Annotated in this window: 22 protein-coding genes; 11 read left to right on the plus strand and 11 right to left on the minus strand. The window is 42.7% G+C overall.

Features of this window, described 5'->3' with window-relative positions; all coding sequences use genetic code 11:
- The first annotated feature begins 24 nt into the window (after nt 1–24).
- Both MSTHT_RS07825 and MSTHT_RS07830 read left to right on the plus strand, forming a co-directional pair.
- A complete protein-coding gene (locus MSTHT_RS07825) occupies nt 25–834 on the plus strand; it encodes a V4R domain-containing protein (protein WP_048167298.1) in 810 nt (269 codons plus the stop codon).
- Complete coding sequence (locus tag MSTHT_RS07830) at nt 831–2,852, plus strand: glycoside hydrolase family 15 protein (RefSeq protein WP_048167299.1); 2,022 nt, start codon at nt 831–833, stop codon at nt 2,850–2,852. Before MSTHT_RS07825 ends, MSTHT_RS07830 begins: the two co-directional genes overlap by 4 nt.
- A 126-nt stretch (nt 2,853–2,978) precedes the next feature.
- On the opposite strand, the gene sppA is transcribed toward MSTHT_RS07830, so the two are convergent.
- Nucleotides 2,979–3,926, minus strand: a complete 948-nt coding sequence (gene sppA / locus MSTHT_RS07835; protein WP_181952172.1) for a signal peptide peptidase SppA — start codon at nt 3,924–3,926, stop codon at nt 2,979–2,981.
- Nucleotides 3,927–4,495: 569 nt separating this feature from the next.
- On the opposite strand from sppA, the gene metG reads away from it, so the two are divergent.
- Nucleotides 4,496–6,610 (plus strand): methionine--tRNA ligase, encoded by a 2,115-nt coding sequence (gene metG, locus MSTHT_RS07840; RefSeq protein WP_048167300.1) that lies wholly within the window; start codon nt 4,496–4,498, stop codon nt 6,608–6,610.
- 225 nt (nt 6,611–6,835) lie between these two features.
- Here the strand turns inward: metG and cyaB are convergent, their stop codons facing one another.
- The 5 genes from cyaB to MSTHT_RS07865 form a co-directional block, all read right to left on the minus strand.
- Complete coding sequence (gene cyaB, locus MSTHT_RS07845) at nt 6,836–7,369, minus strand: class IV adenylate cyclase (protein ID WP_048167301.1); 534 nt, start codon at nt 7,367–7,369, stop codon at nt 6,836–6,838.
- Between the two features lie 125 nt (nt 7,370–7,494).
- Entirely contained in the window at nt 7,495–7,893 is a 399-nt protein-coding gene (locus tag MSTHT_RS07850; RefSeq protein ID WP_048167302.1) for a Zn-ribbon domain-containing OB-fold protein, read from the minus strand.
- Nucleotides 7,894–7,898: 5 nt separating this feature from the next.
- A complete protein-coding gene (locus tag MSTHT_RS07855) occupies nt 7,899–9,071 on the minus strand; it encodes a thiolase domain-containing protein (protein WP_048167303.1) in 1,173 nt (390 codons plus the stop codon).
- Nucleotides 9,072–9,088: 17 nt separating this feature from the next.
- Nucleotides 9,089–10,138, minus strand: a complete 1,050-nt coding sequence (locus MSTHT_RS07860) for a hydroxymethylglutaryl-CoA synthase (RefSeq protein WP_048167304.1) — start codon at nt 10,136–10,138, stop codon at nt 9,089–9,091.
- Nucleotides 10,139–10,186: 48 nt separating this feature from the next.
- On the minus strand, nt 10,187–10,927 hold the full coding sequence (locus MSTHT_RS07865; protein ID WP_048167305.1) for a helix-turn-helix domain-containing protein: 741 nt from the start codon (nt 10,925–10,927) through the stop codon (nt 10,187–10,189).
- Nucleotides 10,928–11,065: 138 nt separating this feature from the next.
- On the opposite strand from MSTHT_RS07865, the gene MSTHT_RS07870 reads away from it, so the two are divergent.
- Nucleotides 11,066–11,884, plus strand: a complete 819-nt coding sequence (locus MSTHT_RS07870) for a CRISPR-associated protein Cas4 (protein WP_048167306.1) — start codon at nt 11,066–11,068, stop codon at nt 11,882–11,884.
- 76 nt (nt 11,885–11,960) lie between these two features.
- Here MSTHT_RS07870 and MSTHT_RS07875 read toward each other — a convergent pair whose 3' ends face one another.
- Entirely contained in the window at nt 11,961–12,386 is a 426-nt protein-coding gene (locus tag MSTHT_RS07875) for a serine O-acetyltransferase (RefSeq protein WP_197071744.1), read from the minus strand.
- A 769-nt stretch (nt 12,387–13,155) separates the two neighbouring features.
- Here MSTHT_RS07875 and MSTHT_RS07880 point away from each other — a divergent pair.
- Complete coding sequence (locus tag MSTHT_RS07880) at nt 13,156–15,060, plus strand: phosphoadenosine phosphosulfate reductase domain-containing protein (RefSeq protein ID WP_048167308.1); 1,905 nt, start codon at nt 13,156–13,158, stop codon at nt 15,058–15,060.
- Between the two features lie 141 nt (nt 15,061–15,201).
- Here the strand turns inward: MSTHT_RS07880 and MSTHT_RS07885 are convergent, their stop codons facing one another.
- Together MSTHT_RS07885 and dinB are read right to left on the minus strand one after the other, a co-directional pair.
- Nucleotides 15,202–15,456, minus strand: a complete 255-nt coding sequence (locus tag MSTHT_RS07885; RefSeq protein ID WP_048167309.1) for a protease inhibitor I42 family protein — start codon at nt 15,454–15,456, stop codon at nt 15,202–15,204.
- A gap of 347 nt (nt 15,457–15,803) precedes the next feature.
- Nucleotides 15,804–16,901 carry a DNA polymerase IV gene (gene dinB / locus MSTHT_RS07890; protein WP_048167310.1) on the minus strand — a complete coding sequence of 366 codons (1,098 nt, stop codon included), beginning with the start codon at nt 16,899–16,901 and terminating at the stop codon, nt 15,804–15,806.
- 268 nt (nt 16,902–17,169) lie between these two features.
- Between dinB and MSTHT_RS07895 the strand changes: the two genes are divergently transcribed.
- The 4 genes from MSTHT_RS07895 to MSTHT_RS07910 all read left to right on the plus strand — a co-directional run bounded on the left by MSTHT_RS07895 (nt 17,170) and on the right by MSTHT_RS07910 (nt 20,465).
- The gene (locus tag MSTHT_RS07895) at nt 17,170–18,153 is read left to right on the plus strand and encodes an ATP-binding cassette domain-containing protein (RefSeq protein WP_082086806.1); all 984 of its coding nucleotides are present in this window, start codon (nt 17,170–17,172) and stop codon (nt 18,151–18,153) included.
- A 38-nt stretch (nt 18,154–18,191) separates the two neighbouring features.
- Nucleotides 18,192–18,998, plus strand: coding sequence for a cobalt ECF transporter T component CbiQ (cbiQ, locus tag MSTHT_RS07900; RefSeq protein WP_048167311.1), 807 nt, complete (start codon nt 18,192–18,194; stop codon nt 18,996–18,998).
- A 499-nt stretch (nt 18,999–19,497) separates the two neighbouring features.
- Nucleotides 19,498–20,163, plus strand: a complete 666-nt coding sequence (gene cbiM / locus MSTHT_RS07905) for a cobalt transporter CbiM (RefSeq protein ID WP_048167312.1) — start codon at nt 19,498–19,500, stop codon at nt 20,161–20,163.
- Nucleotides 20,160–20,465: a PDGLE domain-containing protein gene (locus MSTHT_RS07910; RefSeq protein WP_048167313.1), complete on the plus strand. Its 306-nt coding sequence runs from the start codon at nt 20,160–20,162 to the stop codon at nt 20,463–20,465. Before cbiM ends, MSTHT_RS07910 begins: the two co-directional genes overlap by 4 nt.
- 195 nt (nt 20,466–20,660) lie before the next feature.
- On the opposite strand, the gene nth is transcribed toward MSTHT_RS07910, so the two are convergent.
- Complete coding sequence (gene nth / locus MSTHT_RS07915; protein ID WP_048167314.1) at nt 20,661–21,374, minus strand: endonuclease III; 714 nt, start codon at nt 21,372–21,374, stop codon at nt 20,661–20,663.
- Nucleotides 21,375–21,497: 123 nt separating this feature from the next.
- Nucleotides 21,498–22,850: a dihydrolipoyl dehydrogenase family protein gene (locus tag MSTHT_RS07920; protein WP_048167315.1), complete on the minus strand. Its 1,353-nt coding sequence runs from the start codon at nt 22,848–22,850 to the stop codon at nt 21,498–21,500.
- Between the two features lie 410 nt (nt 22,851–23,260).
- Here MSTHT_RS07920 and purH point away from each other — a divergent pair, with 410 nt between their 5' ends.
- Together purH and MSTHT_RS07930 are read left to right on the plus strand one after the other, a co-directional pair.
- Nucleotides 23,261–24,877, plus strand: a complete 1,617-nt coding sequence (gene purH / locus MSTHT_RS07925; RefSeq protein ID WP_048167316.1) for a bifunctional phosphoribosylaminoimidazolecarboxamide formyltransferase/IMP cyclohydrolase — start codon at nt 23,261–23,263, stop codon at nt 24,875–24,877.
- 677 nt (nt 24,878–25,554) lie between these two features.
- Complete coding sequence (locus MSTHT_RS07930; RefSeq protein WP_231588037.1) at nt 25,555–26,364, plus strand: helix-turn-helix transcriptional regulator; 810 nt, start codon at nt 25,555–25,557, stop codon at nt 26,362–26,364.
- Nucleotides 26,365–26,378 lie beyond the last annotated feature (14 nt).

Genomic DNA, 26,378 nt, shown 5'->3' on the forward strand with positions numbered 1-26,378 from the left:
ACTAATTTATGGGAGTCGAGTCACATGGTAAGGGACTTGTTCATGTTTGCAGGCCTCAATGAGAGGACGCAGATTGTATGGTTTAAAATTATTTATTCAAAGGAACCCGGATCTTTATCCTCAATAATCGACTTTCTGGAAAAAGAGAACGCGTTCATTATGTTTGGTCATCTGGATAACATAACACAAAAAACAGGAGAATATTCAGTATTTATCGAACTTGATAAAAATAGTGACCCAGAAGACTTTGCCAGGAAGGTAGAGGAGCTTGACGTTGTAAGTGAGGTAGAATACGGAGTTTCAAAGTACAGAATGATCTATTCTGCGGACTTTCCCCTTAATGTCGTAGGAGTCAGAGGAGTTGCGGCAAGAGCACTCACAATTGTTGATATCATTAAGACTCTAAATCAGAATGTGCCACATGCCGAGGGACTTCTCACAATGTCAGGACTTAAGGGAGGAATTCATTCAGCAAAATATTTTAAGAGTATTTTGAACCTTGATGATAGTAATTTCGCAGACGTGCTTGCAGAACTCTACAGGGGTGTAGGCTGGGGAATTCTTGAGATAGAATGCGATCCGAAGACGTATCAAGGAAAAATTATTGTTAAAGATTCGTTTATAGCTGACGTTTACGGAGGGGCGGACCAGCCAGTATGTGCCTTTATGAGCGGCTATTTTGCAGGTTACCTGACCGAGTATTTCGGAAAAAACATTAGTGTGAGGGAGGTAAGCTGTAAAGCTACAGGAAAGGATGTCTGCGAACATATAATCTCACCGGCACCATCGGGCGGCACAGGTCAGGAATACCAGCTGAGAGGGGAGACGCGGTGATAAGGCTACCCAATGCCGTTTTAGGAAATGATGAGCTGCTTGTAACAATGGGGAGAAAAGGAGAAATCCTTGGCTTTTTTTATCCCCGACGAGACCACGCTCAGCATGTCGAAGAATCCGTTGCCTGTATTCATACGGGCGAGAGGCTTCTCTGGACCAACGATAACGATTGGCACTGCATCCAGAATTATGTAGAAGACACCAATATAGTATCCACAAAACTCTACCATGATTCGGGAATCCGAATCTCCATTCTTGATCTTGTACATCCTGATGTGCCTGTTCTTATACGCAGGTTTAAGGTCCAGTCCCAGAGAGAAATTTCGGGAAAATTCTTTTATTATTCCAATTTTAATGTAGGGGAAACTTCTAAGAAAAACTCAGGATTTTGCGATACCGATACCCATTTGCTCGTACAGTACTGGCAAAACTACTATATAGGAATTTATTCCCTTCCAGAGTTTACCGAATGGCAAATAGGAAAGGCAATGGACACTATCTGGTGGACTAATTCCAAGTATGATATGGAAGATGGGAAACTCCAGAGAAATAAGGAAGATATAGGAAATATTAATAACGCAGCTGGCTGGGACCTTGAACTGGAGGCTGGCGGAGCAAACGAATTTGTTATCCTGATGGGAGCTGCATCTTCCAGACACCTCCTGTATAAGAGGATATACGAACTCTCAAAACTGCCCCTTGAATACATTTTCGAAAAGACAAGAGAACACTGGGTTATGTGGCTTTCAAGAAAGCAGGTGCTCAGGATGCCTGGAATAGAGGGATACGATAACCTGCGGCAGGAGCTATTCAGTGCTTATAATAGGGCTCTTCTTGTGCTTTATCTCCTTAATGACCACGAGCACGGGTCTTTTGTGGCTGCTCCAGAGTTTGACTCCAACTTTGAGAAATGCGGAGGTTACGGCTTCTGCTGGAACCGAGATACCTCAGAAGTCGTGCTTGCACTAAAACGTTCCGGCTATCCAGAGTATTGTGATAAGTTTTTCAAATGGTGTATCCGTACCCAGCTTCCTGATGGATCCTGGTTTCAACGCTACTGGCTCAATGGGGACATAGCTCCTTCCTGGGGAAATTTTGATTACTCAACTCAGATAGATGAAACCGGATCCACGCTTTATGCAATGGATGTTTATTACAGGGTTCTAGAGGGTCTGAAAAAAGCTGAGTTTCTCGAAGAAGTCTGGGTTTCCGTACTCAGGGCTGCGGAATACCTGATGAAGCGGACCAAATCAGGAATCCACGAAAGCTGCATGGATCTCTGGGAAACTTATTACGGAATTTTCACTTATACAAACGCTTCAATCTACGCCGGGCTTATGGGTGCTTCCCACCTTGCTGAAGAGAACGGGGAAATTGGTATGGCAAGGCGCTGGAAGAAGAGGGCAGAGTTCATCAAACAGGCTACGATTGATCGTTTCTGGCTTCAGGAAGGTTATTTCGCAAAAGGAGTTATTAACGGAAAACTGGACAAAACCGCTGACGCAAGCATTCTTGGAACCTATGTTCCTTTTGGAATGCTCTCCCCGAAAAATCCCATAGAGAGGGATATGATCCAGTTTATGATAGAAAATATTCAGAAAAAGCTCTCAGTACCTATCAATATCCATTATGGCATCAAAAGGTATGAGAATGACAGCTACATAAATGGAAATCCGTGGGTAGTGACCACTCTATGGCTTGCAAAAGCTATGTTTACATTTGCTCTTGATCTTCCCCATGAAAACGCAATATCTTCCCCCATACAGGAGACCCACCATGAAAAAGAAGACAGATATGATGAGGACGTAAAACGGTTTACCAGTGAAGGGATTAAATGCCTTAAGTGGGCTCTTGCCGGGGCAACCAGCACAGGACTTCTCCCGGAACAGGTAGATCAGTCTACAGGCAAGCCTGCCTGGGTAATTCCCCTGGGATGGAGCGAAGCCCTGATGCTTGATAACATTCTGCTGCTGGACAAAATATGCAGGAGAAAAGCCGGAAATAAAAAGGAAGGTTAAAGAGAAAGAGAATCAAAAGGAAATCATAAAAATAAAGGAAGAGTCGAGAACTCCTGAATTTTTTGTAATTTGAGTTATCTATCTGCTGCGGTATTCCTTTTAAAGTTTATGTGCTTTTGAGCATTTTCATGCAAGGACTCTTCCATATGGACTTTCTTCAAAGTAACTGACAAACTGCCCGACCGTTTCGTTAGATCCTCCTGAACCCGAACCCAGAAGCAGTCTTGAGAGACTTACCCTGTTCATATATTCAACTTTAGGTTCCCCTTCAATTCCTCCTAGTTCCGCAGCTTTGTCAATCGCATCATAAAGGTTTCCGAATCCATCTACAAGCCCAAGTTCCTTTGCCCTAGCTCCGGTGTATATTCGGCCATCAGCAATCTCTTTTACTTCACTCCGGGACATGTTGCGTCCTTCTGAAACCTCGGTTATGAAATCTTCATAGCTTTCCATTACCACGGCATCAGCATATTCCTTTTCCTCATCAGTAAGCCCTCTCCAGTTGCTTCCCATGTCCTTTAATTCTCCGGACTTTGCAATATAATGTTCTATACCTTCTTCTTCATAAGAGGCAGACTTATTCTGGAAGACCCAGACCACTCCAATAGACCCGGTATTCGTTGAAGGGTTTGCAATAATATAATCAGTCGATGCAGAGATGTAATATGCAGCACTGGTTGCAAGATCTCCCATTGACACAACAACAGGGACTCCCTTTGCCCTGGCTTTCTCAATTTCTCCTGCAATTTCCTGTGCTGCTGCAGGAGATCCCCCTGAACTGTTAATCCGGAGCACAATTGCCTTGACTCCACTGTCTGCAACAGCCCTGCGGATATTTTCGGAAATCTCTTCAGAAGTAGCATAGCCAAGCCCTGTAGGAACGTTTCCGGAAAGTATGGTACCCTGAACGTAAATAACAGCTACTTTTTCAGAATTCCGCAGATCTCCCCCAGCACCGAGACTGAAGGAAATAACCGCAATACTTACCATTATAACAGCAATCAGAGCCAGTACTACCAGCACGTAGGGCATCAAATTATGTTTTTTACTCTGTGGAGATGGATCGGAATTCATACTTAAACTCTTATTCTCAATTTCTTTATTTTGAGGAAAATCTTCAAAGGAAGCTCAAGGATTACCTGTTTTTCCTGGAGTATCTGAAGCAAAGCCTGAGCCTGAGGAGTTCTCGTTAGTGCTTTAAACTCCTTTATTAGAGATCCTCTCTTCCATTGTGAAGACTGTTTTGTAAGTTGCTTTCTCCAGGTTACTTTTCTGAGTTCGTACCTTCATGACTTGAGCTCTTATTGTTAATATATAATAAGACAGTATATATTGAACTCGTCACATAATCTGCGATCTTGATTGTAGTTGAAACTTAATTAAGATAACAGATATATTAAGTTAGCCGGAATGCAGGAAGGAGAACTTGCAAAGCCTCAAGGCAAGAGAATTGTTAAGAGCCTTAATTGTCTGAGCTCTTAGTTATCTGTCTCTACATTCCACCCTTCTTTATATAGGATAATTAACTATCCCTCAAATAGGTTACCTTGTAAGCAAACTTTTTCAAAAGAATAAACGAAATATATTTTAGAATTGCGACCATCGAAGAGGAATATATTTACAAAAAATGTATGGAGATAAAAATGTCAAAATCATCCAGTAAACCCGTACTTGTCACATGCGGCCTGCCTTATGCTAACGGCAAAGCTCATATCGGACACCTCCGGACTTATGTACCGGCTGATATTTTTGTCCGTTCCCTTAGAAAGGAAGGGAGGGAGGTTACCTTTGTCTGCGGCTCAGATACCCATGGCACCCCAATTGTCGTAAATGCCGAAGAACTCGGGATCACTCCCAAAGAACTTGTAGAGATATATCACAAACATTTTGATGAAATCTTCAAGCAGCTGGGAATTTACTTTGATGCCTTTGGAACAACAGATGATCCTGAGAATCACAACAGGACCCTGGACATTGTCAACAGGTTGATTGAAAAAGGTTACGTGTACCCGAAGATTATTGAGATTGCCTACTGCCCGAGTTGCAATCGTTTTCTTCCTGACCGCTATGTTGAAGGCTCCTGCCCTCACTGCGGCGAAACCGCAAGAGGAGATGAGTGCGACCAGGGGTGCGGAAAACACCTTGAGCCCGGAGAACTTCAAAACCCTGTTTGCACTATCTGCGGGGGACCTGCCGAGTACAAGCAGCAGGAACACTTCTTTTTCAAGCTTTCGGATTTCAGCGATTATCTCATGGACTACCTCTCAAACGATCTCGGTGGAACATCAAATGCTCGGAACTATGCACTGGGCTGGGTAAAGCAGGGGCTTTCAGACTGGTGCATTACCCGGAACCTTGAATGGGGAGTAAAATTCCCTGGGCGTGATGACCTTGTGGTCTATGTCTGGGTAGATGCCCCTATAGGATATATTGCCTTTACCGAGCAGTGGGCTGCAAAAGCCGGGGATTCATGGGAGAAATACTGGAAAAATGATGGGGAAATTGTCCATTTCATAGGAGGGGACATTACCTATCACCACTGCATTTTCTGGCCAGCAATGCTTAAAGGTGCGGATTATTCAGTGCCTACGGCTGTCGTAGCTTCAGGCATGGTCAAAATCGAGGAGAAGAAATTTTCCAAGACCCGGGGCTATGTAGTCTGGGTAGGAGAGGACTACCTTGACCACGGTTTCCATCCCGACCTTCTGAGGTACTATCTCGCGAGCTACACCTCCCACACGAAAGAACTGAACTTCTCCTGGCGCGTGCTTCAAGAAAAAGTCAACACTGAGCTTGTGGCTGTACTCGGGAATTTCCTGTACCGAACAATGCTTTTCGCTTTCAAGAATTTTGGGGAAGTTCCAGCAGGAGAACTCGAGCCTGCCATAAAAGAAGAGATCGAAAAAACTTTAAAAGAAGTAAAAGCAGCAATGGCTGAATATGAGTTCAAAAGAGCTGTTGATTCTGCAATGGCTCTTGCGTCTTTCGGAAACACTTACTTCCAGTCCCACGAACCATGGAGCCTGATAAAGCAGGACAAAGCAGCCTGCGGACATGTGATCTATAACTGCCTGCACCTGGCAAAAGCTCTCAGCCTTATATTTGAGCCTGTAATTCCGGAAACCGCAGAAACCGCCTGGAAAGAGCTCGGACAGGAAGAAGACCTGCATACTGCCCTGTATGACGAGGCTCTTGTGCCAATAAAAGCAGGCACAAAGCTTGCAAAACCCCAGATTCTCTTCACCAAACTCGAAGACGATAGGATAAAGGAGATGGAAGAGATCGCAAACCAGAGGGTAAAAGCTGCCAATGCGAAAGCTGCAGGAAAGGTGGAAGAAAAAGAGCCCTCGAAATCCGAAGGAATGGGCACTGCCAAAGACGTCGAAGAAGCAAAAAAAGCAGCCGCTGAGGAAAGAGAAATCCTTCCCACGATCGAGTATAAAGACTTTGCGAAACTCGATATCCGCGTAGGAAAGGTTTTACTTGCCGAACCCATAAAGAAGTCCAGAAAGCTTCTCAGGGTTGAAGTGGATATCGGCGAAGAAAAGCCAAGGCAGCTTGTTGCAGGCATGGCTCCTTATTACACTCCCGAAGAGCTTGTAGGTAAATATGTAATCGTACTTGCCAACCTGAAACCTGCGAAACTCTGCGGAGTAGAATCAAACGGCATGATGCTCGCCGCCGACGATTGTGCAAATGATATCGTAGCAGCCCTGACGCCGGACAAAGAGATAAAGCCCGGTTCAAGAATAAGGTGAAACAACTGCAACCTTTTTGATGAGAAAGGCTTCTGTTCACTCAGAAGTCATTTTGAATCTACGAATAATAGGACGCTTCCGCCAGTTAATCTGGCGGCGTCCGAGAAAAAGTAGAAGTAAGAGAAAAAGATAAAAGGCAGTTTGAGAAGAGTAATTCAAACTTAATATAAAAAATGATACAAAAGGCATTGAAAGAATAGTACATACATTACATCATAAGATGTATTAACTTTTATTTTTCTCCATCACCATCTCAAGGTAAGAAGTCCTGATCGAATCCTTTTCCCCGGCGTCAAACTGTTTTAGCAATTCAAATAATTTCGCCCTTGAGGTTTCAAGCTCAGTTTCATTTTCAGCCACGATTTCGACCTCAAGGAATTCTCCGAGCCCTTCAACAGCATCGAGGCAGATAGTTATTTCTCCTGCGCTGAAAACTTCTCTTTTTTTGCGGACTACTCCGGCTTCTCGGAAGCCGAGAGCATGCAGGATTTCTATTGTGGCAGCCTCGTCTACAGGAGTTTCAAATTCTTTCCGGGTTTTGGAAACGCTATCGAGTTTAGGACCTTTGTAGGTCAGTACAGCCTCGCCGTCTGAAGAACGGATTCGGAGTGCTTCATCGGTTTTCGCAAAATCCCTGTGAGGAGCTGCAAAATAAATGTCAGATTGGCTTTCAACACCTACTTTTATTGCCCCAATTTTATCCAGAATAGGGCGGGCTTTTGAATGATCTGCTCTGACCTTGACCTCGATTTCGATCATAGTTTCCAGATATCTCCAGTTAATTCCGGTTAAAATTGGCTGAATATTTAATATTAGATGCCTGCTTTGCTAAAAATTTACTTAAATAAGCTGGAAAAAATAGAATCCGGAAGATCCAGATCTTTTTATTCATCTATGGGGGTGAATTTAGTGCCGTAATAAATCATACCGCGTTTACCATCTTCCCCGAGTTTGCGGAAAACGGATCTTACTCTCATTCCAATATGAATCTTTTCCGGATCGCCAACTACCTGGGAGGTTAATCTGGGTCCTTCATCCAGCTGGATTATGGCGAGGGTGTAGGGAGCCTGAATCTCAAAACCTTCCGCAGCTGTGTGAATAAATGTATATGTTACTATTTCGCCAGTGCCTTTGAACGTATAAGGCTCAATCTCTCCTCCACGCCTGCAGTTCACACAGACATTGCGGGGGGGATAGAAATACTCCCCGCATTCACTACAGCGAGTACCTTCAAGATTGTACCGGCTGCCGAGATTTCTCCAAAATCTAGGAACGGAAGACATCTATATCACCTTTCCCTCGAAAAAATATGCACTACTGCTGTTGCACCTGACCCTCCGACATTGTGGGTCATGCCGTATTCTGCACCTTCTACCTGGCGCTTTCCTGCTTCTCCGCGCAGCTGAGTTACAATTTCTACAGCCTGTTTTATGCCTGTTGCCCCCACCGGGTGTCCACAAGCTTTAAGACCGCCGGATGTGTTGACAGGGATCCTGCCTCCAATTGCAGTTTCTCCATTTTCAGTAACAATTCCGCCTTTTCCTTTCTCTGCAAACCCGAGATCTTCAATTGCGCAGATTTCGGCAATTGTGAAGCAGTCGTGCACTTCCACAAGGTCGATATCCTCAGGTCTTAGCTTTGCCATGGAATATGCCCGCTGCCCAGCGATTACAGTGGCATCCAGGGTTGTCAGATCACGCCTGTCATGGAGTGCAATAGTATCGCTTGCCTGAGAAGTTGCTTTGATATAAATGGGGGTATCAGTATATTTGCGTGCAACATCCGCAGGGGCAAGCACAAGAGCTGAAGCTCCGTCCGTTATTGGGGAACAGTCAAAAATATGCAGAGGGTCTGCCACCATAGTTGAATTCAGCACATCATCAACAGTAATTATGTTTTTGTACTGGGCAATCGGGTTCAGGCTTCCGTTTCTATGATTCTTTACGGCAACCTCAGCAAGCTGCTCGCTGGTTGTCCCATACCTGTGCATGTGCAGCCTTGCAATCATTGCATAAAGTCCAGGAAAGGTGGCTCCTGCCATGCCTTCCCATTCCCTGTCAGCCGCTGCCGCAAGAGCAGAAGATGCTTCCTCAGACCCGACATCTGTCATCTTCTCGGCTCCCGCTGCAATCACGATATCGCTATAACCAGATGCTACAGCCATGATAGCTTGCCGCAGAGCAAGCCCCCCTGAGGCACAGGCAGCCTCCACTCGTGTGGCGGGAATGTGCAGGTTCTTGGAAAGCCCGGAATAATCCGCAATAAGAGCTCCGATATGTTCCTGCTCAATAAAACGGCCTCCGCTCATGTTTCCTACATAAAGAGCATCGATTTCTTTTCCGCTGACGCCAGCATCTTCGATTGCTCCTATTCCGGCCTCTACCACAATGTCCCTCAGGGAACGTTCCCAGAGTTCTCCGAATTTAGTATTTTTCACTCCGACAATTGCTACGTCTCTCATTTATACTCACTCCATTCTCAGGCCAGGCGAATCTTGCCTTTATGCTTGGCATACCTTGCATAGTCAATGTATATTGGGTTCTTAATCAGTTCGGAAACCGTCGGAGCTTTGTTTCGGATTTCCTCGATTCTATCTGTAACTGTGATACTAAAAGCGTCAGACCCTGCGCCAGACCCGAAGGCAGTTGCAAAAATCCGATCTCCTGGTTTCGCCTGATCCAGAGTCGCAGCAATTCCCATAAGGCAGGAGCCTGAATAAGTGTTCCCTATTTTTGAGACTACAAGCCCTGGAGCAATCTGAGCTTTATTGAAACCAAGGATTTTTGCAACTTTGCTTGGGAACTTCCCGTTGGGCTGGTGGAAAACAGCATAATCATAATCTTCCGGTTTCGTTCCGAGTTTTTCCATAAGACCTCTGGCGCCATTAGTTACATGCTTAAAGTAGCCTGGCTCTCCTGTAAAGCGACCTCCATGTTCTGGATAGGGCATTCCTTCCCTTCTCCAAAAGTCAGGGGTGTCAGTTGTAAAAGAATAAGTGCCTTCAATTATTGCAGCAAGCTCAGACTCTTTTCTCCCTATGAGGCAGGCAACTCCGCCTGCTGCCGCAGTGTACTCAAGTGCGTCACTTGGAGCTCCCTGGGAAACATCTGCCCCTATAGCCATTCCCAGGTCTATCATCCCTGAACCCACCAAACCCATACAGGCTTGAATTGCGGCTGTACCTGCCTTACATGCGAATTCAAAGTCTGCTGCAGTCATATATGGAGCTGCTCCAATAGCCTGGGCAACAATTGTGCTTGTCGGTTTAACAGCATAGGGGTGGCTCTCAGAACCAGTGTATATTGCCCCAATTCTGCCTGGATCGACACCACTTCTTGCCATTGCATATCTTGCCGCTTCCACAGCTATAGTTGCTGCATCTTCGTCTATATCTGGCACGGATTTCTCATGTACCATTAGACCGTTTTTAAGAGCCTCCGGGTTATCACCCCAGAGCCGGGCAATTTCTTCAATTTTTATACGGTAACGGGGGACATAAGCACCGTAAGATACAATTCCAATAGTCATTATTTCCACCTGTTTTTGGGTTATTCAGGGAATCAGTAATCAGGGAGCTTACTCCCTGGCATAATATTGACTGTATTTTTTCAGTAACTGGACAATCTGGTCAAGATCCATTGTAGTTGTGACGAGAGGTATGCGGTCGACCTCCGCCATTTTGATTGCAACGGGTTCTACGTCTTCCTTTCGAAGCCCGTGAAGTACCACCGCGCCGGGCTTAAGGTTAGTAACCCGGATAGCTACCATAGGGGATTTCCCGGTGCTGACTTTGGTAAAGATCATAGCCCTGTCCGTACTCCAGCCGTAGAGTTTCTGGAACTCATGGGAGGAAAGCTCCAGGATTGCCCTCTGGCTGTCAACAACAGAGAAACCATAAAGAGGCTTCTCAACTCCTTTGTAGACAATCTCTCCCTCGATAAGGTTTACTAATTTCGCAAGCTGTATAGGGAGGGTATATTCATATGTTGAGTAAATGGACTTTGTACTGCTTTCAGCGTTAAGTAGTGATCCATAAGCGTGAATCTTTTTGCCTCCCCTTTCAGCATCAATCTCAAGAAGAGACTCGACAATTTTCTTGATAATCAGTGTCCCTGGAGACTTACGTCTCCCGCTTTCATAATCACTGATAACGGAAGGGGAAACCTTAAGGTAATTTGAAATATCGGTCTGAGATATCTCGAAATTCGACCTCCATTTTTTGAGTGACTCTCCTGGCTTTTCCGAAAGAGTGATATCTCCAGCCATTTTTTCCGCCAAACGATTGCGCAGATTTTCTGAGGATTCATCAGATGTCATGACTCACGTACTTTAAGAGGAAACATTACCATATATATCTAACGAATAGGAGTTCGGCAATTGCCGCAGGTGTTTTGTATCGAATTACGGCGAAAACTTTCAAAAAAATATATAACATTTGTGAAAGAGTATTATCTAATGCAAGCCGAATTACCCAATCAAGAGACAAATGTTTCAGATCTTCTTCTATATGTCAACTGCCCACGAAAAGTTTACTTTATCAACCGGGGGTATGAATTGTTCCCAAAGATGAATGAGCAAAGGCTCGAGAGGATGATCCTGAAAGAACTGTCCCTGACTTATCCTGAAATTTTGAGAAAGTGTACGTTAAACGCCGATACCCTCCGTAAGGAGCTTGAAACTTCTCTGACACAGATATGTACGGATTTGCCGCTATTGTTTCCAAGGGAACTTGCCGATGTCACGAGGGAAATTCTAGAGGAAGGAGAAGCGCGGGCAAGAGCCAAAATTCCCGAAATTGCAGCCAATCTCATAGAAGCACTTGAGGAATATGGGAAAGAGCCCATGCTTGCGGCACTCACACCTGTTAAAATCGAGCCATTTCTTTCCTCAAAAAAACTCAACCTTAAAGGTGTCCCCTCCAAACTAGTTTGCTTTGAGGGCGCACAGATCCCGTCGATTTTAAAGCCTGGAAGCTGCCCTGAACAGGGAGTATGGGCTTCAGACAGGATACATGTCGCTGCTCTTGCCATGCTTCTTGAAGCTGGGAGTGAGAAAGAAGTTCCCTTTTCTTTTGTTGAATATGTGAGTTACGGCCTGCTTAGACGTGTAGTTATCCGAAGCTCGGACAGGCGGGAAGTACTCAAAATCTCCAGGGAAGTTGAGAAAATTAAAGCAGGACTTATGCCCGAGAGAAAAGAAGGAAAATTCTGCAAAGAATGCAGCTTTTTAGAACACTGTGCTTTAGATTCGTCTCTTATGTCAAAATTTTTCTGAGTTAGAAATGGATGGAAAAAGGTTACTGCAAAATAAAAAAGATTATAGAATTGTGCATTTCTATCACGAGAATTATTTAGTAGCGGGTACAAGAGCGTTCTATCTTTGCAGCAATATCAGGAGTGTTAGAATGGGATAATTCATTATCTGAAACTATAAATCCGTCTGTTCCTTTATTACTTATTTTTCTAGCAGGAACTCCTGCAATTGAAATCCCTTTTTCATAAAATGATTTGTTTACAACAGAGTTTGCTCCAATTGCGATATTGTCAGCAATCGTAATATCTCCAAAAATTTTAGCGCCTGGTCCAATATAGACATTGTCACCTATTTGCGGCGCTGAAACCCCATCTATGTTAGATCCTATATTAGTACAGGCGTGTATTCTGCAGTTCTTTCCAACTTTAGCGTTTTTATTTACAACAATAGTTCCCCTATGAGCGATACATAATCCAGGTCCGAAAACATTTAGTGGAATTGTAAACCCTAGACGGACGCTCATCTTGTGATATTTATATAATATATATTTTAGATACAATTTAGAAAGAAAGGATTTCTTACAATTAGTATAATATTCAGCTTGTCTTAATAGTCTCTGAAATTTCCATATATCATCGCCAATTAGCTTAGGTCTTTTATATTTTTTCCCAGAAGCTAACTGATCTGCTTTAAGATAAAAATCATAGTCTGCTTTTGATCTGATAATGAATAATCCCCCTCACAAAGTTTTTCAAATTTCGGAAATTTCCAATATACCCCAATTAGAGTTACAGACGCATTCAACTAATCTGGTCCGTTTTTATATAAGAAATATTCAGATTATATAAATTAACTGTACGCATACTATATTGATGAATAAATTTACTTATATTAATGAATGAATTTACATAAAGTTTTTCCAAACAATTTAGGAGAGTTTTATAATTTTACTTTCGAATGATAGAAACTATATTTACTGAAAGTAAATGCTGGTTTTCAAGATTCAGATTATTGAGGGAATTAGATTGTAAGAAAGGCATATGCTCAAAATCTGAGTACTGAAATTCTTAATTTCTGGTTAGATCATCAATACTTAACATCAGATGTCCATTTATAAAATTGTAGTCTCATATTAAGGATTCAATCTATTACTAGAAGATCCGACCCAAAGGCAGTACGATATTAAAACATCCAGTGAATAAATACGCAGATATTTTTGATCAAGCTCTTTTTAAACCGCTTACGAAAAAGCCAAAACCTTTTAAAGGGGAACTTATCTCAATCTGCATGTCATGTCCAGACCAGCATATCTTGGTAAAATGCTTCTGCACTGGTGCGAGGCTTGCAATGTGCCTGTACTGGGAAAACAGTGCGGATGCGGAAAAAATACAAAAAAAGTCGAGGTAACTCCTCCTGCGGATATCCGTCCAGCTTTTGATTACGATATTAAACGTATAAACTCGGTTTCTAAAAAACAATTCAATGCACCCCTTATACCTGAAGGGCACCTGGTAGTGTTAAATAAAGCCCCGTATGAAGACCGCATGGATGAGATTATAGTCGATGGAGAAGTGCTTGCATCTATCAGATTTGAGATTGAGAGCTGTGAATGGGTTTTGCTTCCAAGGCTCGAAGGGGCAAGAAGACTTTTCCAGGGCAGGGATATAAGAGCCCTGAAGAAATGGGTCATTATTGAGCAGTCAGTTGTACCTTTTATTCTGAAAAAGGGGGCAAGTGTCCTTGCTCCTGGAGTTCTTGATGCTGATCCCGAGATCAAGAAAGAAGATGAGGTTGTTGTATTGAACCCTGCAGGAGAGGTAATCTGCTGTGGGCGTGCCCGAATGTCCGGGAAGGAAATGTGTGAGGAAAACCGCGGGCATGCTGTAAAACCACGCTGGAGTGGAGAGCCAGCACCTCAAAAAACAAATTCTGCAGGTAAGAACTGGGAAGATGCCGTAAAAGCCAACGAGAGAATTCTGGACAGCATGATAGAAAAATCCCATGCTTTCATCAAAAATGTAGCAGGCAGCATGGATATGAAAGTAAGCGTATCCTACTCCGGGGGAAAAGACAGTCTTGCCGTGCTCCAGCTTGTTGATGAGTGCCTTGAAGATTATGAGATCATGTTTGCAGATACGGGGCTTGAGTTTCCGGAAACTCTCGATAATGTCAAACAGGTTGCTGAGCACTATGGGAAAGAGCTCAGGACTGCAAGTGCAGGAGATTCTTTCTGGGATTCGATAAGTGTCTTTGGTCCTCCTACAATGGATACCCGCTGGTGCTGCAAGATCTGCAAACTCGGACCAATTACCAGGCTAATTGATGAGAACTACGAAGGCGGATGTCTGAGCTTTATAGGGCAGCGGCAGTATGAATCCCACGCCCGTTCAATCAGCAAGAAAGTATGGAAAAATCCCTGGGTGGGAAACCAGGTCGGAGCTTCCCCTATACAGGAATGGACTGCCCTTCATGTCTGGCTTTATCTTTTCAGGGTAAAAGCCCCATATAATCCGGCTTATGAGAAAGGATATGACAGGATGGGGTGCTGGCTCTGCCCGTCTTCCTCGCTTGCCGACTTTTTCCAGCTTGAAGAAAGCCATCCCGAGCTTGCAAAAAAGCTCAATTCCCATCTCCTCGCCTATGCCGAGAAAATGGGACTCTCTGCTGAATGGGTAAAGTACGGTTTATGGCGCTACAAGCGGTATCCTAAAGTTCTCCAGACACTTGCGGAGAAAAAAGGAATTCGCCTTCTTCCGTCACAGGAAGCCCCAAAAGAACTGCATTTTGAAGTAACAACAGGATACAGACCCTGCAAAGCAGGAGGAATATCTGCAGATGGGAGTTTCGGGCAGGCAATCGACATAGAGACCCTGAGAGAAAGCGGAATGTTATCCCCGATCGGAAAAGCTTCTTTTATAGAAGGTGCGGCGTCGGTCACCTTCGGAGAATCCAGAGCGCAAGTTTTTGCCTCAGGGAATGTTAATGGGAGGAGTGACAATGAAAAGACTCTGAAGAGGCTTATGAGAATTATTGAGTTCTCGGTAAGAAGAGCTTTGCTCTGCCAGGGGTGCGGAGTTTGTGTAGGCCATTGTGAGCATAACGCGATTGAGATAAAGGAAAAGAAGGCCCGGATTAAAGAAAACTGCACTCACTGCGGGGCATGTATTGAAGTCTGCCCGCTTGTTAAATTTATTTAAATCAGAATAAAATTTGAAAAGACTGAAAAAAGTCTGAAAAGATCGGAAAAAGAATAAAATGACCTCCAGCAAGGCTGGGAAAATCTGGCTTTGCCGGAGAAGGCACTTCTTGCAGGGTGTAGGAGCTTGGGAACTAGGGCGTTACTCTGCATCAATAATAATTTCAAAACAACTTGCTATTTGCTTACCCTTGCGGTATGTACCTTTAAGTTTTTGACTACCCTGGGACGTTACCTGAATATCCCATACGCGGTACCCTCCGCCGCCAATATTTCCCTCTTCTTCAGGGACGAAACTATCCCTCATTACCTGCAGCCCACTACTGGTTGCAATGTCCCAGCTAAATCCACTGGTAGGGTTTTCCGGAAACTGGATGGTAAACGGTTTTTTAAGCATACAAACTTCTCCTAACCGTCACTGTCTGCAGCCGTCCTCTCATATCCCAATTTACACATTCTGACAAAAAATCCAAATAGAAAATAGTCGCCGTTGGAAATATGGGAATAGAAATTCAGGTCATGGATACAATTCTGAAATATATCTCATATTATTATTATCAATTTTTTATGTGATAAATTTTATGAAAAAAGCACACTGGAATTGACAGAAAGGAAAAAGCGTATATTATATTCCCTTAATTGAGGCAAAACATATGAAAAGGCAGTCTGGAAAAGTATCACTGTCAGGAGCCAACACGGCTTTGCTCAGATTGAGGTAAACGTAAATCTCAAAAAAGGCAAAACTCAATAATCAAAAATGCTTTTCTGACCCATTCTTTTCTGGAGTCCCCCTACCCTGATGCCTACACGCCTGAACTCGGTCTGACTTTCCGAGAGGAAATCACCCAGGATTTCACGAGCGACTTCAAGAAGGGCTTCCTTTGAATAAGCTGGATGGTTTAGTGTACGACTTTTTGTATACATTCTGAACTTTGAGTTTATGACCGTTACAGTTACAATCTTGAAGGAAAGCTCTCTTGAATCAAGTTTTGAAATTACATCCCCTGCCAGCCTGTTAAGTAACTGAGAAATAAGGTTAATGTCTAAGGTATCCTCAGGCAGGGTTGCAATCCTTCCAATCTGTTCAGAGCCACCCCTCTCTTTTACAGGAGAATCATCTATTCCTGCCGCTACCTGTTTAAGCCAGATTCCCCGCGTTTTCCCGAAAGTAGAGATCAGATCAATAACATCATGTTCAGCAAGATCTTTTATTGTAACTATACCCATTTCCTGCAGCTTTCTTGCGGTTACATTCCCTATTCCCCAGAGTTTAGACACCTTAAGGGGCTGGAGAAAGCTCACGAGTTTATCCGGGCTTATAACAGTAATCCCGTCTGGTTTCTGTACTGAAGAAGCCATCTTGGCAATAAGCTTATTTGGGCCTATACCTACTGAGCAGGTCAGTTTCTCCTTATCTTTTATTTCGTTCTTAATCTGGGCTCCTATTTCAAGAGCTGCACTAAAATCCCCACCTGTCTTCTCGGTAATTTCCAGAAATGCCTCATCTATGCTGATCTGCTCAAACGCTGCCCCGGCATCCGTGGCATCCGCATAGCTTCTGAGAATTTCCATAACCCTGTCCGAAACCGAAGTGTAAAAATCCTTTCTGACAGGCAAAAAGACAGCTTCAGGATTCAGCTTTTTTGCCTTTGAACAGGGCATGCCTGCCCTGATTCCTGATTCTCGCGCAGTGTAATTACAGGTACTTACAGCCCCACTCAGTCCACCTCTTCCAGAAAGCATGCAGACAACAACGGCTTTTCCCTGAAGTTCAGGATTTTCCCGTTCCTCAATGGCTGCAAAAAAATAGTCCATATCTACATGTAGAACAACACGCTGCATTGGAAAAAAATATGCCGGGAAGATTTGTATAATTATCTCTTAAACTTCAAAAGCAGAAAAGTATAAACCACAACGTGTAAAAAAGATAAATTCATTATAGTAGCACTATTATTCGTTATAACACTATTATTCATTAATAGTAGCACTATTATTCGTTATAACACTATTATTCATTAATAGTAGCACTATTATTAATTAATAGTAGCACTATTTTGAAAAAAGTTAGTTTCCGCAGTTAGACCCGATTTTCATTCAGGACGCTTTCAGTATGAATACTCCGAATTCCCCACATAGCCCCGATAAAGCAGCAACTTTCCAGGAAGAAACGACAGCCGGGAGAAGGCATAAATCCGGAACAGATTCCGAAAAAAAGAATCAGGTCTCCGAAAGAAACATTGTTCCTATCCTTGAAACCAGAGATCTCTGCCACAGATATCCTCATCTTGATTCAAATTCCCTTGATAAAATCAGCTTTAAAGTGTTTAAAGGGGAGAGAGTTGCAGTGCTTGGGGCTAATGGGGCTGGGAAATCGACTTTATTTAAGCACCTTAATGGAATCCTGCGCCCTCTTTCAGGGGAAGTCTTGATAAAAGGGGAAAAGTTGACCAAGAAGAATGTTCGGGCTTGCAGGGAAATAGTAGGGATTGTCTTTCAGAATCCTGATGACCAGGTGCTTGCGCCGAGTGTCGAAGAAGATATAGCGTTTGGACCAATTAATATGGGTCTGTCGAGAAGCGAGGTCGAAGAAAGAGTTAAAGAAGCCATCGAAATGGTAGGACTCACAGGTTTTGAGGATAGAGCCCCGCATCATCTTAGTGGAGGGCAGAAAAAGCTTGTGGCGATTGCAGGCATTCTTGCCATGCGCCCTGAAGTTATAATCCTTGATGAGCCTACAGCCAACCTCGATCCCCTCAGTTCTGCCCGCATTCTTGATCTGATAATGAAAATGAATCGAGAGCTTGGAATCACCCTGCTTCTTTCCACCCATGATGTGGATGTCGTGCCTTATTTTGCAGAGAGGGTTTTTGTCCTTCATCATGGAAGACTTGAAGCTGACGGAAGCCCGGATGAGATCTTCAGCAATCCCGAACTCCTCAGAAAAGCCCATCTGAGACTTCCGAGAGTGGCTGAGGTTTTTGAAATGCTCCAGCATGAGGGACTCGATGTCAATATACAGATTACAGCCGAGAAAGCCAGGGATGAAATCCTCAGGGTTATCGGGCTCAGAGACCAGAAGGCAGAGATAAAATAACATCCAGATAAAAAAACTTCTGCGCAGGAGAACTTTTAATGGTAACCCTTACGGATATTGAACGCGAATCATATAAAGACAGTCCAGTACACAGGCTTGATCCAAGGATAAAGTTGATTTTTGCACTTGCAATAATCGTATATGCAGTCAGCCTGCCCCGAATTCACGAAAAGAATATGATCCGTCTTCTTGCCATGGAAGCTTATTTGGTGCTCCTTGTGCTTATCGCAGGGCTGAACTTAAAATATTTTTTCCTTCGAATCCTTGCAATCTTACCTTTCGGGATTGGGGTTGCCGTTATCCAGCCTTTCCTGAGACCTTCCTTTGTGGAGAGTTACACACCATATCCTCTTGACCTGCCTTTCGGGCTCAGCATAACCTATGAAGGTCTGGTCTTCGGGAGGATATTATTCATGAAATTCCTGGTATGCGTAACAGCCGTAATCCTTCTTTCTTCCACCACACGGCTAAGGGATATGGTTGTAGCCGCAGACAGGATGGGCGTTCCAAGGGAATTTACCCAGCTCGTCAGTATGATGGTACGTTATCTTTTCCTGTTCTGGGCCGTCCTGAAACGAATAAAAACTGCACAGGAGACCCGTCTTTTCGATATATGGAATAATGCTGTGCCCAGAAAATGGATTCTTAAACAGATCGGATACAGTATCAGTGCAATTTTCGTGCGCTCTTATGAGCAGGGAGAAAGGACATATATCAGCATGCTCTGCAGAGGTTATGGAAGCGGCCATGAAAAAGCATATTACAGAGCAAAAATTCAGACCAGGGATATACTCTTTTTGCTTCTCAGTACTGCAAGTATAGTATGCATTCATTTTTTTGTCTGAAGGATTATGTCACTGGTATTCTTATTTCTCAAAATCCTTGTTTGTTCTTTTTCATACATTTTTTAAACGGTTTTCAGTCCGGAAAATAGAAAAAAGGGCGTCTAATATAACAGATTATAAATTATAAAATATAATACTAAATACTTATTCCCTGATACTCGGTTATATATATACAACCGGATAAGATACATAATTTGACGTATATATAAACAAAGAAATACTGAATCCGATGAAAGTGAAAAATTGTCAAACAAAGTAATATCAAAACGTATATATGTAATACTGGACAATCTCTTATTGTCAAGAATACTCATCTAAAACAACAGTCCGAAATAGCGTAAAAGGATCTCAAATATTGAGATCTTCCCTGAAAAAGGATTTCAGACTTAATTTAAGAACATTTTCTAGTCTTCGTTTTCAGGAATATTCACCAACGTAAAAAAAGATTCCTGTTTGAGTTGACAGGAAATAAAAGATAGGGGTAAAAGAGGGAAAATAAATGCATATACCTGATTCGTTCATACCACCTGACCAGGCGTTAATCTACTGGGTTCTTGCCCTTCCATTTATTATAATGTCATTTAAGTGGGCAAAAAACGAGCTTGATGAGATGAAAGTGCCGATCCTTGCGGCTCTTGCAGCCGGTATCTTTGCAATCCAGGCTATGAATATACCAATTGGGATGGGGACAAGCGGACACATGATCGGGGCAGCCCTTGTAGCCATAGTTTTCGGGAGCCCCTGGGCAGGAGTGCTTGTGCTGACATTGGTGCTGCTAGTTCAGGGTTTTGCCTTTGCTGATGGAGGAATTACTACAATGGGCGCAAACATCCTGAACATGGGTGTTGTTTCTGGATTTATCGGGTATTACACTTACAGTATCCTTCGTAGAGCTCTGAGCGTAAATATTGCAGCTTTCATAGGCGCCTGGCTTGGCCTTTTTGTCTCGGCAATTACCTGTACCATCCAGTTATGGCTGGCTGGCACTTTTCCCCTGGTTCCTGGACTTATAGCTATGGGAACTTTTCACCTTATCATCGGCTTCATAGGAGAAGGGCTCATTACCTCGGTTGCAATTGCAGCTATTGCAAAATCCAGACCAGATCTTCTTGAAGACGATCTCAATACCAGAACCGACAGAGCTGAAATTGAGGCTATGGCATGAGCGAGAAAGCTAATAAGAAATTTTTTTATCTTGGGGTTGTAGTTGCACTCTTGATTGCTGTACTTGCACCCTTCCTTGCCTCCCCGAACCCAGACGGACTGGAAAGTGCAGCAGCAAATGTGGTTGAAGAATCAAAACTCTCCGAGCTGGAAGAAAGTGGACCAGTTGTAAGTTCTCCAATGCCTGATTACTCAATTGAAGGCATGGGCAAAAGCGGAGAAGTAGCAGCAATAGTAGTCGGGACGCTCGTAGTGCTTGCAATCAGTTTTGGGTTTGGAAAAGTGTTCAAAAAGAAAGCCTGAACTTTTAATACTGATTCACAAACTTGGCTGCTCAAAAACCGTTGCTCCACAACCCTTTTACGAAAAGGCTTGACTGCAAACTTTTTAGAAAAAAGTTTGATCAAAAATGGCGTGGCGGCGTGGTCAAGCGGCGCAACGCTTGGTGATAAACCGGCGCAACGGTTTCGCTCAAGCCTTTTTTTGAAAAGGCTTGGTTTACAAATAATACCGCGTCATAAAGATTTTACTCGAAGGGCAGAGCTGATTAACAACGCAGGAAGGGCATTTTGGTTTTTTTGCCTGGCAGATTTTCCTCCCGTGATGAATGAGGGTCATGGAGAGCGCGTCAAGATCTTCCTTTCGAGCAAGCGCGATAAGATCCTTTTCAATTTTAACAGGATCGGAGTTTCTGGTGAGTCCCAGCCTTCTTGAAACCCTTTTTACGTGGGTATCTACAGCAATACCCTCAATTATTCCAAATCCTCTGGCAAGCACTATATTGGCTGTTTTTCTTCCGACGCCTGGCAAAGTAACCAGCTCCTCCATAGTTTTTGGAACCTCTCCATTATATTTCTCAATAATTATCTGGGCAGCGGCTTTGATGTTCTTTGCCTTGCTTTTGTAAAATCCTGTGGAATAGATGTCATTCTCAAGCTCCCTCAGATCTGCACTGGCATAGTCTTTTACAGTCCTGTACTTTTTGAACAATTTCTCAGTCACTTTATTAATCTGAACATCAGTTGACTGGGCTGAAAGTATTGTTGCCACAAGTAATTCAAGAGGATTGGAGTAATTGAGAGAAGGTTTTACATCAGGATACTCTTTCTTTAGAAGTGCCCAGATTTTGTCGAAGTTATGTGTATTGTCAGGAATATCGTATTCAGAGATTAGATCCTGTGTATTCGATAGTTCTAGCTTTTTTTCAGGCATAATAGCTCCATTTTTAAGTTGCTTTCAGGTATTAGTCAGAATGATATGTTTGCAGAAGCTGTATTTTAAACTGTGTTTTTTGAGAAAATTAAGGTTTTTCAGTTTCTGTATCCAATCCTCGAGTTATAGCATATAAGGGATATCTGAGCACGTAGTAGGATAGGAGAAGATCAGCTTTTTTATATCCGAAGCTCTGAGTCCTAGCCGCATTACTGCAGCGAAGATGTTGATAGCTTCTCCGGCATGCGGGCCCAGAATATGAGCTCCCATTATACGGTCGTTTGCTTCATCAATAATAACTTTTGAAGCCGCAAATTTTATTCCTGCTCTCCGGGTTGTATTCCAGCTGCTTCTGTCCTGAAAAATTACTTTATATTTATCGCTATCTTTAGGCGCACTGATTCCTACAGAAGCCATTACAGGAATGGTAAAGACTGCACTTGGAATGCCTGTATAATCTGCCTCGGTGCTGTCACCCTCAAGGACATTAATTGCGGCAATATCTCCCTGAAGGGCTGCTACAGGAGTAAGCTGCATACCCTCCAGTACACAATCCCCACCTGCATAGATCAGAGGGTTTGAGGTTTTCATAAACTTATCAACTACAATAGCTCCCTTTTCGGTTTTAACTCCGGCTTTCTCGAGCTGCAAATCTTCTATATCTGCAACACGACCTGCTCCGTGCACTACCATATCAGCGTGGAAAGTCTGAGTTTCGAACCTGGATTCAGTTTTCGATTTGACCCTGACTAGAAGACAATTGTTCTCTTTTTCTATCGAAATCACGTGTTTGTTTGTAAGAATTTTGATTCCTGCGGCTTCAGATGCTTTTATAAGCATATCCACTATATCAGGATCAAAATTTCTCAATATTCTTTCACTTCTGTGAAGGATAATTACTTCGGCTCCAGCTCTTCGCACAACATGGGCGAATTCCATGGATATATAGCCGCCTCCGATGAAAATAATCCTCCCAGGAATTTTTTTGGTCTCCATTAACCCTTCACTTGTGGTAATGTACTCTTCACCTGGAATACCGAGTTTTCTGGGCTTTGCACCTGTAGCAAGGAAAAAATACTCACCTTTAAGTTTATCTTCCCCGACAACGATTGTGTTCTGATTCTCAAAATAAGCTCTTCCGTGATATGTATCAATTCCCATCTCAACCAGACGTTTCTCTATTTTGCTGGGATATTCTCCTGTAAACGTTCTTTTAAATTCGATTAGTGAAGCCCAGTCGATAGTCAGAGAAGTATCTGTCCCTACACCTTTTCCTACTAAGCGGTTGCTCGAGTCAACGACTTCGGTGATATCAATTAACACCTTTTTAGGATCACATCCCCTTAGAGGACAGGTGCCCCCATATTCCCTTGAATCAATAATAGCAATTTTTAATCCGGAATGTGAAACTTTACCCGTGAAGGTCCTGCCTGCAGTACCTGTCCCTATAATTATGATATCATATTTATTTTCCATTAAACTCCCCACCTGTTGAGATTATTTTAGAAGGTAAATTAAAAAGAAATCCGAAGGCGTATTTTCCATATATTCTTTATCCACTGTGACTCCAAAGAATAAGTATTTCAGCTGAATTCGAATTTCAAAGAAGAGGTACTTCACCTGAGTTATGGTTCTAGAAAAGAAGCATTTCACCTTACTATTATCCCTCTGAGGAACATAAATTACAGTTCTTTGGGTTATGCGTAAAAAAACACCAAAAACATAAAGAACTACATTCCCAGAGGATTTCTGACAGCATACTGACAGAATACTGGATTTGTAAAAATGAAGTCCAGCATTCTAAAAAAGTTTCTTTTCAATATAATAACATTTAGACCATAAGTTTTATAGCTAAGAATTTTTAAAGCAAGTATACTGGTGATTTTTTGGTAAAAAGGGCACTGCTCAGCGTCTCAGACAAAACAGGAATTACAGAATTCGCACGCGGGCTTCAATCACTTGGCGTGAAGATTATTTCAACAGGCGGAACCGCGAAAGTCCTTCGCAATGCCGGCATAGAAGTTACAGATGTATCAGAGATCACGGGTTTTCCGGAAATGATGGGAGGGAGGGTTAAAACTCTCCATCCGAGAATTCATGGCGGGATCTTATGCCTGCGAGAAAGCAAGGAACAGATGGCTGAAGCTATAAAAGAAGATATCTCACTCATCGATATGGTGGCTGTAAACCTCTATCCTTTTGAGGAAACAGTCTCAAAGGAAGGCGTGAAACTTGAGGAAGCCATTGAGAATATAGATATTGGAGGTCCAACCCTTCTTCGCTCAGCAGCGAAAAACTACCGTTCTGTTACAGTGCTTTCCGACCCGTCGGACTACGGGCACGTACTGGAAGAACTGCGTTCAACCGGGGTAATTTCGGAGGCAACCCGGGCTGCCCTTGCAATTAAGGCTTTCAGGCATACTGCAAATTACGATGCAGCCATTGATGTCTATTTAAGCAAAACCCTGCTCGGAGAAAACGTACTTCGTCTGAATTTTACTGAGGGCGTAAAACTCCGCTATGGAAAGAACTGGCATCAGGAAGCCTTTTTCTATAAAGATCCCAAAATAGAAGGTCCTACCCTTGCAAAAGCTATCCAGCTTCACGGAAAAGAACTCTCATATAATAATTATGTGGACGCTGACAATGCCCTTCAGACAGTCAAAGAAATCGGGAATGTTTCTCCTGCAGTTGCAATTGTTAAACATAATAACCCATGCGGGCTTGCTACCGGAAGTACGCTCCTGCAAGCTCTTCAAGCTGCCTGGGACGGAGACCCTGTTTCAGCTTACGGAAGCATAATCTGCACCAATGAAATCTTTGACCTAGAGGCTGCAACTTTTCTGAATGGAAAATTTGTGGAGATTATCCTTGCACCTGACTTCAAACCTGATGCCCTTGAGTTCCTGAAAAAGAAAAGCGAAAATCTCAGACTCCTTAAACTGCCAGAACTTAGAGAAGCTTTCGGGACAGACTACACATATAAGTATATAATCGGAGGTATGCTAAAGCAAAGCCGCGACATCGGCCTCTACGAAAAATGGGAGTCTGTGACCGACATACCGTATCCTGAGGAAAAACGTCCGCTCTCTGAGTTCTGCCTGAAAGCCTGCAAAACAACCAAATCCAACGCAGTAATTCTTGCTCACGAATACGAGCCAGGATACTTCATGGTGCTTGCCATGGGCGCAGGACAGCCTAACAGGGTAGACTCGATTCGCAAACTGGCAGCTACAAAAGCCGTCGAAAACCTCAGGATAATTTATGAGAGGGAAAAGCCTGCAATTTCTTTTGAGGAATATAAACAGAAAATTATCTCGGAGTGTGTAATGGCTTCGGATGCCTTCTTCCCCTTCGATGACAGCATAGTTTATGCCGCACAAAATAATATCCGTTACATAGTCTCCCCAGGAGGATCAATTCGCGACAGTGAGGTCATTGCCACTGCAAACCGGCTTGGAGTTTCCATGATTTTTACAGGCATGCGCCACTTCCTCCACTGAGACCCCTTATTAAATAAAACGAAGCCCAAGTCCGAACAACCCTGCCGCCCAGGGCAGGGGAAAATTTATTCAAATTTGATTTCCCCAAACGCAATCCTGGAAAGCTCTAACACTCTCCTCTGGCATCTGCTTTTGAATATTAAAGGAAGTTTCGGACATTTAATAATATTGCTATTAATAAATTAAAATATAAACAGATATAATTTATTTGCTCTCATATTGAACATACTTTTCCATACAAATAGCCGCACACTTTTTTTAAATTATTGGATTATTTCCCGATTTTGAATATTAATTTTTTAATAATCAATTGATTATGTTTCTAAGCAAATTAGTTCCAAGCCTTATATTAGTAAGATAATCTGATACTATTAACATATAAATTTTTTTTGGTTTTGAGAAAAAATTATTTAAAAAGATGAGTTACGTTTTCGGGAAGCTGCACGTACAGTCAGGAAATAAGATAGAAGAATTACCAGTAACCAGATAAACTGTAGAAAAAGAAATATATATTGAAATCGTATAGCATTCTAGCATTAGTATATCATCCTATTATAACTCTCACCTTAATTTAATATAAAAAATTAAAAAATATAAAATTTAAATTTTTATTTATTGTAAAACGAAAGCAAATAGAATGTTCATGGATATTAAACTCCAATTAGCCCCCGAAACATATGGAAAAAAATGAGATGATCGAAGTGAAATCCAATGGATTGTTAAGCATTCTGACCTTCTCAGAGAAAAGAAAGGATATTTTGTTTTTACTCCAAGAGAATCCAAGAACTCTCTCCGAGATCAAAGATTATTTTGATGTAAGATCACCTGAGATCCTTCCTCGCCTTAAAGAAATGGAAGCCGCAAATTTGATTGTCAGGCAGGAGGGAATGTACTACTTAACATCTTTGGGGAGAGTTTCAGCCATATATTATAAGCCTTTCCTGGATACCCTTACAGCTATAGAGACAAACGAAGAATTCTGGAGAGACCATGACCTTACTGCAATCCCTGAGGCAATGTTAAACAGAATTCAGGAACTTAAAGAATGCAGAGTTGTAAGAGATGAACATGAGCATATTTATGATACTCATAAAGCATTTAGTGAGAATGTAATGTCTGCCACCCACTTCGCAGGCTTTTCATCGATTTTTCTTCCAAGCCATCCCCCAATGTTTTTGGATTTAGCCCGAAGAAATATTCCTGTTTCCATAATCGTTACACCCAATGTATTTTTCAAAATAAAAAGTGAGCACAGCACTGAGATTGAAGAATTCCTTAAATATAAGCACACGAGCTTCCATGTGTACGACAATGCAAAGATAGCCTTTGTAGTAACAGACCGCTTTCTATCCCTTTCGCTCTTTTTCAAAAACGGAACTTTTGATCCCCGAAACGACCTGATAGGCTTCGACTTAGCATCAATCAAATGGGGAGAAGATCTTTTTAAGTATTACAAAGAGAACTCGATCGAGATAAAGAGTTTATAAAACTGTTGAAGCTT

It is taken from the genome of Methanosarcina thermophila TM-1, from assembly GCF_000969885.1.
GTDB classification, from domain to species: domain Archaea; phylum Halobacteriota; class Methanosarcinia; order Methanosarcinales; family Methanosarcinaceae; genus Methanosarcina; species Methanosarcina thermophila.

Bases quoted from the DNA above. Each gene is read 5' to 3' on its own strand.
- nth (WP_048167314.1), bottom strand. From the start codon at position 21,374: ATGCCTGAAAAAAAGCTAGAACTATCGAATACACAGGATCTAATCTCT.
- MSTHT_RS07870 (WP_048167306.1), top strand. From the start codon at position 11,066: ATGCAAGCCGAATTACCCAATCAAGAGACAAATGTTTCAGATCTTCTT.
- MSTHT_RS07920 (WP_048167315.1), bottom strand. From the start codon at position 22,850: ATGGAAAATAAATATGATATCATAATTATAGGGACAGGTACTGCAGGC.
- MSTHT_RS07850 (WP_048167302.1), bottom strand. From the start codon at position 7,893: ATGTCTTCCGTTCCTAGATTTTGGAGAAATCTCGGCAGCCGGTACAAT.
- cbiQ (WP_048167311.1), top strand. From the start codon at position 18,192: ATGGTAACCCTTACGGATATTGAACGCGAATCATATAAAGACAGTCCA.
- MSTHT_RS07825 (WP_048167298.1), top strand. From the start codon at position 25: ATGGTAAGGGACTTGTTCATGTTTGCAGGCCTCAATGAGAGGACGCAG.
- MSTHT_RS07875 (WP_197071744.1), bottom strand. From the start codon at position 12,386: ATGAGCGTCCGTCTAGGGTTTACAATTCCACTAAATGTTTTCGGACCT.
- MSTHT_RS07865 (WP_048167305.1), bottom strand. From the start codon at position 10,927: ATGACATCTGATGAATCCTCAGAAAATCTGCGCAATCGTTTGGCGGAA.
- cbiM (WP_048167312.1), top strand. From the start codon at position 19,498: ATGCATATACCTGATTCGTTCATACCACCTGACCAGGCGTTAATCTAC.
- metG (WP_048167300.1), top strand. From the start codon at position 4,496: ATGTCAAAATCATCCAGTAAACCCGTACTTGTCACATGCGGCCTGCCT.
- MSTHT_RS07895 (WP_082086806.1), top strand. From the start codon at position 17,170: ATGAATACTCCGAATTCCCCACATAGCCCCGATAAAGCAGCAACTTTC.
- MSTHT_RS07885 (WP_048167309.1), bottom strand. From the start codon at position 15,456: ATGCTTAAAAAACCGTTTACCATCCAGTTTCCGGAAAACCCTACCAGT.
- MSTHT_RS07910 (WP_048167313.1), top strand. From the start codon at position 20,160: ATGAGCGAGAAAGCTAATAAGAAATTTTTTTATCTTGGGGTTGTAGTT.
- cyaB (WP_048167301.1), bottom strand. From the start codon at position 7,369: ATGATCGAAATCGAGGTCAAGGTCAGAGCAGATCATTCAAAAGCCCGC.
- sppA (WP_181952172.1), bottom strand. From the start codon at position 3,926: ATGAATTCCGATCCATCTCCACAGAGTAAAAAACATAATTTGATGCCC.
- MSTHT_RS07855 (WP_048167303.1), bottom strand. From the start codon at position 9,071: ATGAGAGACGTAGCAATTGTCGGAGTGAAAAATACTAAATTCGGAGAA.
- MSTHT_RS07860 (WP_048167304.1), bottom strand. From the start codon at position 10,138: ATGACTATTGGAATTGTATCTTACGGTGCTTATGTCCCCCGTTACCGT.
- MSTHT_RS07880 (WP_048167308.1), top strand. From the start codon at position 13,156: ATGTCCAGACCAGCATATCTTGGTAAAATGCTTCTGCACTGGTGCGAG.
- dinB (WP_048167310.1), bottom strand. From the start codon at position 16,901: ATGCAGCGTGTTGTTCTACATGTAGATATGGACTATTTTTTTGCAGCC.
- MSTHT_RS07930 (WP_231588037.1), top strand. From the start codon at position 25,555: ATGGAAAAAAATGAGATGATCGAAGTGAAATCCAATGGATTGTTAAGC.